The following is a 12,868-nucleotide window of genomic DNA, read 5'->3' on the forward strand; positions in this document are numbered from 1 at the left end:
GGACTGTCGTCATCACGGTGTGAGCGCGGGTCCCGGGGGCGTCGGCCGCCGGGACCCGCATCCTCTCTGGATCAGTCGGTCGCGATCTTGCGGCCGGTCTGCTGGGCGACGAGCTTCGCCGCGGCATCCAGGGCCTGCTGGGGGTCGGCGCCGGACAGCAGCACCTGCGTCTGGGCGTCGTCGTAGGCCTTCAGGGCCCGGGCGTAGTCGCTCGTGTAGTTGACGACCGGGGTCTTCTGCGCCAGCTGCGCGATGAAGATGTCGTTGACGCGCTGGCCGTTGTAGAAGGCCATGGGCTTGGAGAAGTCCTGCGACGTGATGAACGGCTTGTATCCGGGGAACATGCCGCCGGCCTTGTACACCGTCTGCTGGCCGTCCAGGGTGCCGAGCGCGTACTTCACGAACGCGGCGGCGGTCGCCTTGTTCTTGCTCGTCTCGGCCACCGACAGGTAGGTGCCGCCGTTGATGGCCGCGGTGAGGCCGCCGGCTTCGACGGCGGGGGGCTTGACGACGCCCCAGTTGCCGGCCATGTCGGGCGCGTCCAGCGGCAGTTCGCCGGCCATCCACCCGCCGCTGGTGAAGGTGGCGACCGGCTTGTCGCCCTTCATCTGCGCGACGAGGTTGTCCCAGGAGCCGGGCATGTTGCCGACGATGCCCGCGTCGTTGGCCTTCTTGATGATTGTGAGGGCCTTGACGCCGGCAGCGTCGTTCATGGTGATCTCGCCCTTGGCGTTGAAGTAGAACGAGTTCTGCTGGTTGGTGAGCAGCTGCCAGAGCCCGGCGGAGTCGGCGGTGGTCGCGGCCTTGTCCATGTTGAGCAGGGGAACGCCGGTCTTCTCCTTGATCACCGTGCCGGCGGCGATGAGGTCGTCCCAGGTCTTGATCGTGGCGACGTCGATGCCGGCCTTGCGGAACAGGTCGGTGCGGTAGAAGAAGCCGGTGGCGTTCACCTCGTACGGCACGCCGTAGACCTGGCCGCCGGTGCCGGTGCCGCTCTTCCACGCGCCGGCAGGAAAGTCGCTCTCGAGCTTTCCGGCGCCGTACTGACGGAGGTCGACGAGCTTGCCGGGGAACTTCTCGACGTAGTTGCCCATGTAGTCGATGCCGATGTTGAGCACGTCGGCGAGACCTGCGCCGCCGGCGGCCATGCCGGTGGTGATCTTGTCCCAGATGGCGGGGTTCCCGACGTCCTGGACCTCGACGGTGGTGCCCGGGTGCAGTTTCTCGAAGCCGGCCACGGCCGCCTTCAGGCCCTTGGCGGGCGCGGTCCACGACCAGACCGTGATCTTGCCGGTGATCTTGTCGTCGGTGCTCTGACCGGATGCCTGCGAACTGCAGCCGGCCAGCGCGCCGGCCGCGAGCGCGGCGAGGGCGACGGTGGCCGCCAGGCGCGTCGTGCGCGGGGTCGTCGGGAACTTCATCGTTCGGGTCCTTTCTCGGGAAGCGAGTCTCGTCGTCGTGACATCGAGACCGTAGCAGGACTTCTGACATATATGCAACGATTAGTTGCAAGATTGCAAAGGAGCACCCATGACCGACATCACCCACCTCTCCTCCGGCGGCGTCAGCATCGTGCTGGGGGCCGAGCCGGACGCCCTGCCCTCGATCGCCTACTGGGGTCGCAGCCTCTGCACCGACGACCCGGGCGTGCTCGCCGACGTCGTTGCGGCCGGACGCGCCCCGCGCGCCACCAGCGAGCCGGACGAACCGCGCGCGGTCGGCATCCTCCCCGAGGCCCGGCAGGGATGGTTCGGGCCGACCGGGCTCGCCGTGAGCCGCCCCGGACGCAGCGTGTTCGCCGCCTTCACCCCGACGCGCGTCGACGTCTCCCCCGCGCACCTGACCGCGACGGGCATCGACCAGGAGGCGGGGCTCGAGCTGCGGCTGCGGGTCGAGCTGCAGCCGAGCGGCGTCGTGCGGGCGGATGCCCGGCTCACCAACATCGGCGCGGACGAGCTCGAGGTGCACGGCCTCGACCTCGCCTGGCCGATCCCGGCGCGCGCCCACGAGCTGCTCGACTTCACCGGTCGCCACGGGCGCGAGCGTCAGCCGCAGCGGATGCCGCTCGTCGACGGCACCCACCTGCGCGAGAACCGGCGCGGACGCACCGGGCCGGATGCCGCGACGCTGCTTTTCGCCGGAACGCCCGGCTTCGACGAGGGCCACGGCGAGGTGTGGGGCATCCACCTGGGATGGTCGGGCAATCAGCGCGTCTGGGCGCACCGCACCAACGGCGGCACCGGCCGGCTCGGTGCCGGGGAGCTGCTCGAACCGCAGGAGATCGTCCTGCAGCCCGGCGAGACGTACGAGACGCCGTGGACCTACCTCGCCTACGGCGCCGGGCTCGACGACGCCTCCGCCCGCATCCACGCGATGCTGCGCGATCGGCCGACGCACCCCGCGGTGGGGCGCCCCGTCACCCTCAACACCTGGGAGGCGGTCTATTTCGACCACTCGCTGCCGCCGCTGCTGGAGCTGGCCGACCTCGCGGCCGACCTCGGCGTGGAGCGGTTCGTGCTCGACGACGGGTGGTTCACCGGCCGCCGCCACGACCGGGCGGGGCTTGGCGACTGGTTCGTCGACGCCGACGTCTGGCCGGACGGCCTCGACCCCCTGGTGCGACGGGTGCGCGGCCGCGGCATGCAGTTCGGGCTGTGGTTCGAACCCGAGATGGTCAATCCCGACTCCGATGTGGCCCGCACCCACCCGGAGTGGATCCTCGGGCCCGTGCACCGCGACCCGCCGCTCGCGCGGCATCAGCTGGTGCTGAACATCGCACATCCGGATGCCTTCGAGTATCTCGCCGAACGCATCGTCGAGGTCGTCACCGCGCACCGCATCGACTTCATCAAGTGGGACCACAATCGCGACCTCGTCGAGCCCGTCGACCGGGTCACCGGCCGCGGGGGCGTGCACCGTCAGACCCGTGCGGCCTACCGGCTCATGGCCCACGTGCGGGAAGCGTGCCCGTGGGTGGAGATCGAGTCGTGCTCGGCCGGCGGCGGCCGCATCGACCTCGGCGTCGTGGAGCACGTCGACCGGTTCTGGACGTCGGATTCCAACGACCCCGTCGAGAGGCAGCGCATCCAGCGCGGCACCAGCCTGCTGATGCCGCCGGAGCTGCTCGGCGCACACGTCGGTGCGGCGGCGGCGCACGTGACCGGGCGCGTGACGCCGCTCGCGCTGCGTGCGATCACGGCACTCGTGGGCAGTTTCGGGCTGGAGTGGGATGTCCGTGAGGCGTCGGCCGGCGAGCAACGGGAGCTGGTGGGGTGGATCCGCGAGGTCAAGCGCCTGCGCCCGCTCGTCGAGCGCGGCCGGCTGCACCGGCTCGAGCTGCCCGCATCCCTCGTGGCGCAGCAGGTGGTCTCGGCCGATCGGGCGCGCTCCCTCGTCACGATCGCAGCGCTCGACTCCCCGACGCACGTCCCGGGCGGCCCGCTGCGACTGCGCGGACTCGACAGGGATGCCCGCTACGCCGCCACCCGCGTGGTGCCGGACTGCGGCGACGACCCGTCGGGTCGCCGCGCGCAGCCGGAGTGGTGGCTGCAGCCGACCGACTGGTCGGGCGCGGTGCTGATGGAGGTCGGGCTCCCGCTGCCCGTGCTGCATCCGCTCGAAGCCGGCCTCGTGGAACTGACCCGCCGATGAGCGGGGTCAGCCTGCGAAGCGGGAGCCGCGCGCTCGTCGACCTGTTCGAGTGGGCCGTCGACACCGCACGCAGTCACGTCGTCGCCGACGGCGCGACGGGGCCGCTCGATGTCGACGAACGGCATCCGGACGGCCACGGCTCGGCACGTTACGCGGCTTCGTACCGCGCGGGATACGGGCACCGCAGCGGCTACTACCTGCGCGACTTCTGCCACCAGGCCATCGGCGCGCAGCTGCTCGGACTGCAGCGCGAGAACAGCGGGATGCTGGCATCCTTCGTGGCATCCGTGCGCGACGGCTGGCCGGCATGGGCGCTGAACTTCGACGGCACCACGCCCCTCGCCATCGACGTCGCCGCAGACGGACGCCGGGTGCGCGAGCTGCCCGCGGTCTTCGAGCTCGTCGAGACGATGCAGTCGCTGCACCGGTGGACGGGCGCGGCTCCCACCGCGGATGATCGGGCATTCGCCGTGCATGCGGTCACCGGGTTCGTCGCCGCCCACGACGCGGAACGGCCCAACGGCATCGCCGAAGCCGGCGGCCCGACCATCTTCGACGGGGTCGCCAGCTACGACGAGTCGCCCGATCCGCCGTTCTTCGAGGCCGGAGACGGCATCGGCGCCCAGTATGCGGCGACCCGGCACGCCGCCGCCCTGGCGGCCGACTCCGCGGGTGCGGTCGGAATGCCGGGCGGGCTCGCAGAACGCATCCGCCGCCTCTATCGCGAGTCGTGGAGCCGGGACCCCGCGGACCGGGACGATGCGGTGGTGTCCGGCTGGACGCGGGAGGGGTCGCCCGCAACCGGTTGGCACCGCGAAGCGACCTGGTTCCCCCCGCTGAAGGGTCTGATGGCGGGCGATCCGCGCCTTCCGGCCGAACTCGACCGCATCGACGCCCTGTGCCGCGCGTCGGCCACCGCGCCGCGCAACGTCGAGGCGCTGACCTACCTGCCCGACCTGTTCTGGCGGTACGGCGACGCCGACCGCGCGTTCGCGTGGATGCAGCGCATCTTCGCACGCCGGGAGCACCCGCATCCGGTCGCGGGCCAGGGCGCCGACGGCACGTACCCCGAGGTCTCGTTCACGCTCGTGGCCCAGTGCGTCGCCGGCATCCTCGGCATCGAGCCCGACGCCCCGCGCCGGCGGGTCGCTCTCGCGCCGCGGCTGCCGCGGGGCGTGCCGTTCGTCGATGCCCGCGACATCCCGTTCGGCGACGGCGGCATCGACGTCGCCTGCGACCGCGACGAGGTGCGGTTTCGCAACGGCACCTCGGTCCCCCTGGAGCTGCGCGTGGTGCGGCGGCGGCGCGGGCAGTTCCGCGACCCGCACCTTCCGGACGAAGGAATCGCCGCCGACGCGGTCGTCGCGCCGGGCGAGTCGGTCGCCGTCAGTCGCGTACGGGCGCGGTCGAGTTCCGGATCCGCAGTTCCGGCTCGACGAGCACCTCGTCGGTGTGCACCGGCCGGTTCTGCACCATCGACATGAGCGTGCGGGCGCAGAAGTCCGCGATGCGCTCGATGGGCTGACGGACGCTGGTCAGCGCCGGGTCGGTGAAGTCGAGCATGTACGAGTCGTTGTAGCCGATCACCGAGACGTCGTCGGGCACGCGCAGCCCGCGGCGCGTGATCGCGCGGTAGGCGCCGAGCGCCATGTCGTCGCTCGAGGCGATGATGGCCGTCACGCCGAGGGCGAGCAGCTCGTCGGCGGCGTGACGGCCGCCCTCGAGCGAGTAGTAGTGGCGCACGACGAGGTCTTCGGCATCCGTCAGCCCGCGGGCATCCATCGCCGCCAGGAATCCCTCCACGCGGCGGTCGGCCGGGATGTTGCCCACCGGCCCGGCGGTCAGGCCGATGCGCCGGTGACCGAGGTCGTGCAGATGCGCCACCGACAGCTCCGCGGCCTGCCAGTCGTCCGTGGACACGACGGGCACGTCGGTGTCGGCGAAGCCGCCGTTCACGCTGATGTACGGGATGCCGCGCGACTCCAGCAGCTGGTGGGCGACCGGGTCGGCGTTTCGCAGCGTGTTGCTGGAGGACAGGAACACCGCCGCGGCGATCCCGGTGTCGATGAGCGCCTCGACGTAGTCGCGTTCGAACACGGTGCCCGGGTAGACCGGGCAGATGACCGCACGCAGGCTCTGCGGGCTCAGGGCCTTCTCGATCGCGTCGCAGATGTTGGCGAAGAACGCCTCGTTGAGCCCCGGCACGAGCACCAGCACGACCTCGCCCTTCGTCGCCCGCTCGTAGCCCACGGTGCGCAGCGCCGCCTCGACCTGCTCCCGGGTCTTCTGCGCCACTCCGTACTTGCGGTTGAGCACGCGACTGACGGTGGCCTCGCTGACACCCGCGATCGCCGCGATCTCGGCCAGCTTCATCGACCCCGCCGGCGAGCGCGGCTTCTTCGCCGCCGAGCGTCCCCGGCCGGATCCCGTGTCGCTTGTCATGCGCTCAATTCTGTCGGATGCTACATCCCGGCGTGATCGAACGCGATGGTGGGCAGGTCCACGATATGGGCGCCGCCGTCCACGACGAGCACCGATCCGTTCATGTACGACGACTCCCCCGACCCGAGGAAGCGCACCACGGACGCGATCTCGCTCGGCTGCGCGGGGCGCTGCAGGGGCACGTCGCGGGTGACGGTCTGGTAGGCGAGGTCGCGTCCGTCCAGGCCCGCGTGGGCGGCGAACTCGTCCATCTCGGCGTCCGCCATCGGCGTCTGCACCCAGCCGGGGCAGACCGCGTTGACCCGGACGCCGTGCGTGCCGTAGTCGCGGGCGAGGGTCTTGGTGAGGCCGATGAGCGCGTGCTTGCCGACCGTGTAGCCGGCGACGGACGGCCCGGCGAACAGCCCCGCGAGCGAGGAGATCACCACGATCTGCCCCTTCGCCTCGATGAGCGCCGGAAGCGCGGCGCGCGACATCACGAACGCGGTCGTGAGGTTCGCCTGCAGGGATGCCGCCCACCCGGCGTCGTCGGTCTCTCCGACCGGCGCGAAACCGTGGCCGCCGGCGTTGTTGACGAGCACGTCGATGCGGCCGAAGTGCGCCACGATCTGGTCGACGGCACCCTGCGCGGAAGCGGAGTCGGCGGCATCCGCGACGACGGCGATCGCGCCCGTGCGCGCCGCGACCTCGTCGAGGGGTCCGCGGCGCCGGCCGACCACGGCGACCTTGGCCCCCTCGGCCGTGTACCGCTCCGCGACCGCGGCACCGATGCCTGTGCCGCCGCCGGTGACGACGACGACCTTGCCGGCGACGGATGCTCCTGCGTAGACCATTTTTCTCTCCTTCGAGGGTTCAGGCGGGGAAGTTCGAGCGGGCGGTGTACCCGAAGTCGGTGACGAGCGCCGTGCCGTTGACCGGGCGCGACACGGGCGAGGCGAGGAACACGAGCTGGACCCCCACCTCGTCGGCGCTCTGCACGGGGAACGCGGCGTCGTCGAAGCCCGCGACCTCGAGGTCGTCGCGGCTCATCGGGGTGTCCACGACCGACGGGCACACCGCCGTCACGCGGATGCCGTCCGGGGCGAGGTCGACCGCTGCCGCCCGCGCCAGCTGCAGCACCGCCGCCTTGGACGCGCAGTACGGCACCATGCCGGGCGCGGCCACCAGGGCGGAGTCGCTGGCGACGAGCACCACCGAGGCGGCATCCGATCGGCGCAGCGCCGGGATCGCGGCTCGCAGCACCAGGAACGTGCCGCGCACGTTGACGGCGAACACCGACTCCCAGTCCGCGAGCGCGGTCTCGGCGAGCGGGGTGCCGACGGGACCGGAGATCCCGGCGCACCCGATCACGATGTCGAGGTCGCCGGCCGCGCGCACCGCGGCATCCACGGATGCCTCGTCGGTGACGTCGCACGGATGCACCGAGACGGCGCCGCCGGCATCCCGCAGCGAATCCGCCAGCGACGAGAGCGCGGCGGCGTCCCGGTCGAGCAGGGCGACGCGGCAGCCTTCGGCCACGAGAGCCCGCGCGGCGGCGCGGCCGATGCCGCCCGCGGCGCCGGTGACGAGCGCCCGGGCGCCGATGAGTCGGAGTTCCATGCGTCCGATCATCCCTCCGGGCCCGTGGGCTCCGGCATCCCCCCGGCACCGACCCTGCGCGGGCGCAACAGGGCCCGGCGCTCTGCGACAAGCCGTGCGGCGGCGGACGCGCGCACAATCGAAGGGCAGCCCGAACTGCACCCTGCTGCAGGAACGCAGCCCCCGACCGCAGGCGAAGGAGCCCTCCGTGTCCGACACCCCCACCTCAGCGACGATGCTCCGCTCGAACACGCTCGGCGTGTTCGCCATCGTGTTCCTCGTGCTGGCCGCCGTCGCCCCGCTCACCGGCATGGTCGTGGTGGCCTCCCTCACCGTGGCCCTCGGCAACGGCGGCGGCGCACCGGCCTCCTTCTTCATCGTCGCGATCATCCTGCTGCTGTTCGCCATCGGCTACGCGCAGATGTCCAAGCAGCTGGCCAACGCGGGCGGGTTCTACGCGTTCGTCGTCAAGGGCCTCGGCCGCACCGGCGGACTCATCGCCGGCCTCATCGCCACGATCGGCTACAACTTCTTCGTCGTCGGCACGATCGGCACCTCCGGCTTCTTCATGGAGACGATCATCGCCCAGCTCACCGGCTTCGACCTGAACTGGTACGTGTGGGGCCTGCTGTCGATCGCGGTGTGCTTCCTGATGGCCCGCCGCGGCGTCGACTTCTCGTCGAAGATCCTCGGCGTCTCGCTCGTGCTCGAGACCCTCATGCTCGTCGTCTTCGACATCTCCGTGTTCGTCAAGACCGGGTTCGACATCTCCGCGTTCAGCCCGGCGGCCGTGTTCAGCGGCTCCCTGCCGATCGGCCTGCTGCTCGCGGCGACCGGCTACCTCGGCTTCGAGGCCACCGCGCTGTTCAGCGAAGAGGCCAAGCGCCCGCTGAAGACCATCCCCCGGGCGACGTACAGCGCCATCATCGCGATCGGCATCATCCTCGGCGTCTCGACCTGGGCGATGGTGTCGGCGATCGGCGTCGCGCAGGCGCAGGATGTCGCGCTCAAGCACCTCGCCACCGGCGACCTGCTGTTCACCCTCATCGGCCAGTACCTCGGCAGCGGCTTCGTCGTGGTCGCCGAGATCCTGCTGCTGGTGAGCCTGTTCGCGGCCATGCTCGCGTTCCACAACTCGGCCACCCGGTACTTGTACTCGATGGGACGCGCCCGCATCCTGCCGCGCGTGCTCGCCCGCACCCGCCCGAACGGCGCCCCCGCGGTCGCGGGCGGCGTGCAGGCCCTGTTCGGTGCCATCGTCGCGGGTGGCTTCTTCCTCGCGCAGCTCAGCCCCATCGGCGTGCTCGTGCCCGCCATGCTCGGCTTCGGCACCCTGTCGGTCGTCGTGCTGCAGGCGCTGGCGGCGCTGTCGATCGTCGTGTGGTTCCGGCGCTCCCGGGACTCGCGCTGGTGGTCGACGTTCGTCGCCCCCGGGCTCGGATTCCTCGGTCTCGCCGCGATCGTCGTGCTGGCGATCTTCAACTTCGACATCGTGGCCGGATCCAACGACCCCGTCATCCTGAGCCTTCCCGTCATGCTGCTCCTGGCCCTCATCGGCGGCATCGTGTACGGCGGCTACCTGCGCCGGCGCAAGCCCGCCGTGTACGACGCCCTCGCCACCGACCTCGAGAAGTTCAACGTGCACGCCGCCGAGGAGGGCCGGGACCCCGTGCCCGGCTTCTGACAACTCGCCATCCACCGAAAGGAACGAAAATGACCGAAGTGAACCTGTCCGACACGTCCACCTGGCTGCCGCTGGACGGCCTCGCCCCCGGCTTCGACGCCAGCAAGGCGGAGCTGTCGAGCGACCTCGACGGCCGCACCTTCACCGTCGTCGACGAGCGGGGCACCCGTGTCGCGCACACCTTCGGCCCCGGCACGGTGTCGTGGGACTACCGGCCCGGCGCGGGCGACCCGATCGAGGCGGCGCAGCAGACGGATGCCTGTGAGGTCATCAAGGTCGACGAGGATCTGTACTACGCGCAGTTCCACCACGACTACCACCCGAACGAGTCGGTGTCGCTGTTCCTGGACCTGCGCAGCGGCTACGCGCTGTCGGTGATCGCCGTGCTCGGCGAGCGCACCGTCGAGCAGGTCGCGGTGCAGCACCTGTTCAACGTGGGACGCATCGCAGAGGTCGACGGCGGCGTGGGCGAGGCGCCCGCCCCGACGCTGGAGCTCATCGGCCGCCGCGTGCTGTGGGTGTACTCCTCGGAGCACGCCTACGAGCACGTGTACCTGTCGCCGCACTGGTACACCTGGCAGTGCCTCGCGGGTCCCGAGCAGGGTCTCGCCGACACCGACGAGAACACCGTCTACAAGATGCGCCCCGGCATCTACGTCTTCACGTGGCGCGAGGGCGTCATCCCGTGCGGGTCGATCACGATCGCCGACCACCGCGACGCGAAGGCGATCCGCTCGCACGGCGTGCTGTTCGGCGAGGCGGAGGACCCGGCCGCGAAGCCCACGCACTTCACGTTCGGCGCGCACGGCCGCCTCATCTCGAACACGATCCACCCGGCCGAGTACGACCCGGCCCGCGCCCTCGCCCGCTGAGCCCGATGAGCGCTGATCTGATCCTCACCGGAGCGGTGGTGCGCACCGCCGACCGCCGGCATCCTGTCGCCTCGGCCCTCGCGGTCCAGGACGGCCGGGTGCTGGCGGTGGGCACCGAGACCGAGGTGCTCGCGCACCGCGGGCCGGACACGATCGTGCGCGACCTCGGCGGCGGCGCCGTCTACCCGGGCTTCGTGGACGTGCACAACCATCATGCGATCGCGGGCGTCACCGAGCTGTTCGAGCTGTCGTTCAGCGTCGCGCTGTCGCTGGACGAGATCCTGGAGCGCGTGCGCGCACACGCCGCGGCCCTCCCCGAGGGTGCCTGGGTGACCGGCGGATCGTGGGCGTCGACGCTCCTGGACGAGCTGAACACCACCGCGGCGCGGCTGCGGCTCGACGAGGCATCCGGCGGGCGCCCCGTCATGCTCTCCGACGACAGCCACCACAACCGGTGGGTGAACACCCGCGCGCTGGAGCTGGCGGGCATCTCGAAGGACGCCCTGCCGGCCGAGGGCGTGACGCTGGTGGATGCCGCCGACGGCGAGCCGACCGGCGTGCTGCTGGAGGCCGCCGGCATCCTCGTGGCCAAGGCCCACGCCGAGGCGGGCGGGCTCACCGACCTGCAGCATCGCAAGGCGTCGGCACGCGGCGTGGAGCTGCTGAACTCGTACGGGGTGACGGCGTTCCAGGATGCCGCCGTCTCGATCGACATCCTCGGCGCCCTGAAGGCGCTCGACGACGCCGGCGAGCTGAACGCGTGGGTGGTGTCGTCGATCACGATCAACGACGAGATCTTCGGATACGAGCTGATCGGGCATCCGCTCATCGAACGCGGCGAGGAGTTCCGTTCGGCGCACCATCGTCCCGACTTCGTGAAGATCTTCCTGGACGGGGTGCCGCCGGCGCGCACCGCGCTGTTCCTCGACCCGTACCTGCCCGACGACGTGCACGGCGCGCACTTCCACGGCACGACGACGATGGATGCCGACGAGCTCTACGACTGGCTGCACGCGGTCGCCGAGCGCGGGCTCGGTGCGAAGGTGCACGTCACCGGCGACGGGTCGGCGCGGCTGCTCATCGACGTGGTCGAGCGACTGCGCGGCGAGGGCTACACCGACACGAAGTTCCAGATGGCGCACGGCCAGTTCCTCGCCGGGGACGACATCGAGCGTCTGGTGCGCCTGCGCATCGCCGCGGACATCTCGCCGTTCCTGTGGTTTCCGGGGGTCATCCCGGACGCCCTCGCCACGGTGCTCGGCGACCGCGCGTACCACTCGCAGCCGAACCGTTCGATCCTGGATGCCGGGGGCCTCGTCGCCGGCGGGTCGGACTGGCCGGTGAGCGAGTCGCCGAACCCGTTCGAGGGGATGCAGGGCCTCGTCACGCGCGCCGACCCGTTGCGCCGGGCGCCCGGAACGCTGTGGGCCGAGCAGGGGATCACCGCCGAGGAGGCGCTGGAGGTCTTCACGATCAACGGGGCACGGGCCATGGGCCTGGACCACGAGACCGGCTCGCTGGAACCGGGCAAGTCGGCGGACTTCGTGATCGTCGACCGCGACTTCGTCGCCGGCGACCCGGAGCAGATCATCGACACCCGCATCCGCGAGACCTGGTTCGCCGGCCGTCCGGTGTTCCACGCCTGACGCGCGCCAGCGCGCTGAGCCTGTCGAAGCGCAACACCGGCAGCGACTGCCCTTCGACAGGCTCAGGGCGCCCGATCCCCCGATCCCCCGGTCCCTGAGCGCCCTTCGTCTCGCTGCGCTCGCTCAGGAACCGCGCAGCAGCGAGACGAACGGACCTCCGAGTCCGGCCGACTCAGCGCACCAGGGCTTCGCCGGCGCGCACCGGCGCGGGGAGCCGGTTCTCGGCCGGGGGCAGCGGGCACAGGTAGTGGTCCGAGAACGCGCACGGGGGCAGGTACGCGCGGTTCAGGTCGACCTCGACGGCGCCGTCGGCGGCCGGAGCGGGCAGATCCAGAAACCGGAACCGGTGGCTCTCCGTGCCGCTGGTGGCATCCGCGAACACGGCGAAGAGGGTGCCGTCGGCATCCTGCTCGACGGTCAGCGCCGCGGGACCCTCGGGGAGCGCGAACTCGACCCGGCCGCCGTACCGCTTCTGCGACACGTGCCCGTCGATGGCCTCGGCGTCCCGCAGGCCGGGGTCGGATGCCGCGACGAATCGCCCGGGCACGTCGAATCCGGGGTCGTAGGCGAACCGGTCGATGCGGCTGATCCCCTTCTCCTCCGGGGCGGACCGGACGTACACGCGCACCGCGACCAGGCCGTCGCGCGCGTAGCCGCGCAGCCGCACCGGCACGCCGTCGGGACGCACGACCTCGCGATCGGCGAACGGGGCGAGCACGATCCGCTCCCCGTCGAGCTCACCGATCGCGGACTGCCCGTCAGTGCTCCACAGCCCCGGCACCTCGTCGAAGGAGCGAGGGGTGCCGTCGAGCCAGTTCGTTCCGGCCAGGGTGGCGATGCCGAATCCGCCCCACACCGCGCGGTCGCGGGCCACAGTCCATGCGTCGTATGTCGTCATGTCCCCATCCTCCCCTCCCCGCTCGCCGCCCCGGCGCCGCGAGCGTCATCCCCCGACACGAAATCGCCGGCAGCAGAAAGGGCCCGGCGGATCGGAT

Annotated in this window: 10 protein-coding genes; 5 read left to right on the forward strand and 5 right to left on the reverse strand. The window is 71.4% G+C overall.

The features are described from left to right. Positions 1-71: 71 nt before the first annotated feature. The gene (locus LK09_RS19090) at positions 72-1,421 is read right to left on the reverse strand and encodes an ABC transporter substrate-binding protein (protein WP_039403121.1); all 1,350 of its coding nucleotides are present in this window, start codon (positions 1,419-1,421) and stop codon (positions 72-74) included. 109 nt (positions 1,422-1,530) lie between these two features. Between LK09_RS19090 and LK09_RS19095 the strand changes: the two genes are divergently transcribed. Next, entirely contained in the window at positions 1,531-3,651 is a 2,121-nt protein-coding gene (locus LK09_RS19095; RefSeq protein ID WP_039403123.1) for an alpha-galactosidase, read from the forward strand. Beyond that, positions 3,648-5,135: a hypothetical protein gene (locus tag LK09_RS19100; protein WP_039403125.1), complete on the forward strand. Its 1,488-nt coding sequence runs from the start codon at positions 3,648-3,650 to the stop codon at positions 5,133-5,135. The genes LK09_RS19095 and LK09_RS19100 overlap by 4 nt, the downstream gene beginning before the upstream one ends. Here the strand turns inward: LK09_RS19100 and LK09_RS19105 are convergent. From LK09_RS19105 to LK09_RS19115, 3 genes are read right to left on the reverse strand one after another with little or no spacing between them, the layout of a single operon-like run. Then, positions 5,038-6,093 (reverse strand): LacI family DNA-binding transcriptional regulator, encoded by a 1,056-nt coding sequence (locus LK09_RS19105; protein WP_197061114.1) that lies wholly within the window; start codon positions 6,091-6,093, stop codon positions 5,038-5,040. The genes LK09_RS19100 and LK09_RS19105 overlap by 98 nt on opposite strands. A gap of 20 nt (positions 6,094-6,113) precedes the next feature. Next, positions 6,114-6,926 carry an SDR family NAD(P)-dependent oxidoreductase gene (locus LK09_RS19110; RefSeq protein ID WP_039403126.1) on the reverse strand — a complete coding sequence of 271 codons (813 nt, stop codon included), beginning with the start codon at positions 6,924-6,926 and terminating at the stop codon, positions 6,114-6,116. Positions 6,927-6,945: 19 nt separating this feature from the next. Further along, the gene (locus LK09_RS19115) at positions 6,946-7,692 is read right to left on the reverse strand and encodes an SDR family NAD(P)-dependent oxidoreductase (protein ID WP_039403249.1); all 747 of its coding nucleotides are present in this window, start codon (positions 7,690-7,692) and stop codon (positions 6,946-6,948) included. Positions 7,693-7,879: 187 nt separating this feature from the next. Here LK09_RS19115 and LK09_RS19120 point away from each other — a divergent pair, with 187 nt between their 5' ends. From LK09_RS19120 to LK09_RS19130, 3 genes are read left to right on the forward strand one after another with little or no spacing between them, the layout of a single operon-like run. Beyond that, on the forward strand, positions 7,880-9,355 hold the full coding sequence (locus LK09_RS19120) for an APC family permease (RefSeq protein ID WP_231563163.1): 1,476 nt from the start codon (positions 7,880-7,882) through the stop codon (positions 9,353-9,355). A gap of 29 nt (positions 9,356-9,384) precedes the next feature. Next, a complete protein-coding gene (locus LK09_RS19125) occupies positions 9,385-10,227 on the forward strand; it encodes a molybdenum cofactor biosynthesis F family protein (protein WP_039403128.1) in 843 nt (280 codons plus the stop codon). A 5-nt stretch (positions 10,228-10,232) separates the two neighbouring features. Continuing rightward, on the forward strand, positions 10,233-11,873 hold the full coding sequence (locus LK09_RS19130) for an amidohydrolase (RefSeq protein ID WP_039403130.1): 1,641 nt from the start codon (positions 10,233-10,235) through the stop codon (positions 11,871-11,873). A gap of 172 nt (positions 11,874-12,045) precedes the next feature. On the opposite strand, the gene LK09_RS19135 is transcribed toward LK09_RS19130, so the two are convergent. Continuing rightward, positions 12,046-12,771, reverse strand: coding sequence for a DUF1684 domain-containing protein (locus LK09_RS19135; RefSeq protein WP_039403131.1), 726 nt, complete (start codon positions 12,769-12,771; stop codon positions 12,046-12,048). Positions 12,772-12,868 lie beyond the last annotated feature (97 nt).

Origin of the sequence: Microbacterium mangrovi, from assembly GCF_000802305.1 — a bacterium.
In the GTDB taxonomy this organism is placed as follows: domain Bacteria; phylum Actinomycetota; class Actinomycetes; order Actinomycetales; family Microbacteriaceae; genus Microbacterium; species Microbacterium mangrovi.

What these genes read in the sequence shown, in the direction of transcription:
- LK09_RS19125 (WP_039403128.1), top strand. Translation starts at nt 9,385, where the DNA reads ATGACCGAAGTGAACCTGTCCGACACGTCCACCTGGCTGCCGCTGGAC.
- LK09_RS19090 (WP_039403121.1), bottom strand. Translation starts at nt 1,421, where the DNA reads ATGAAGTTCCCGACGACCCCGCGCACGACGCGCCTGGCGGCCACCGTC.
- LK09_RS19110 (WP_039403126.1), bottom strand. Translation starts at nt 6,926, where the DNA reads ATGGTCTACGCAGGAGCATCCGTCGCCGGCAAGGTCGTCGTCGTCACC.
- LK09_RS19095 (WP_039403123.1), top strand. Translation starts at nt 1,531, where the DNA reads ATGACCGACATCACCCACCTCTCCTCCGGCGGCGTCAGCATCGTGCTG.
- LK09_RS19115 (WP_039403249.1), bottom strand. Translation starts at nt 7,692, where the DNA reads ATGGAACTCCGACTCATCGGCGCCCGGGCGCTCGTCACCGGCGCCGCG.
- LK09_RS19130 (WP_039403130.1), top strand. Translation starts at nt 10,233, where the DNA reads ATGAGCGCTGATCTGATCCTCACCGGAGCGGTGGTGCGCACCGCCGAC.
- LK09_RS19105 (WP_197061114.1), bottom strand. Translation starts at nt 6,093, where the DNA reads ATGACAAGCGACACGGGATCCGGCCGGGGACGCTCGGCGGCGAAGAAG.
- LK09_RS19100 (WP_039403125.1), top strand. Translation starts at nt 3,648, where the DNA reads ATGAGCGGGGTCAGCCTGCGAAGCGGGAGCCGCGCGCTCGTCGACCTG.
- LK09_RS19135 (WP_039403131.1), bottom strand. Translation starts at nt 12,771, where the DNA reads ATGACGACATACGACGCATGGACTGTGGCCCGCGACCGCGCGGTGTGG.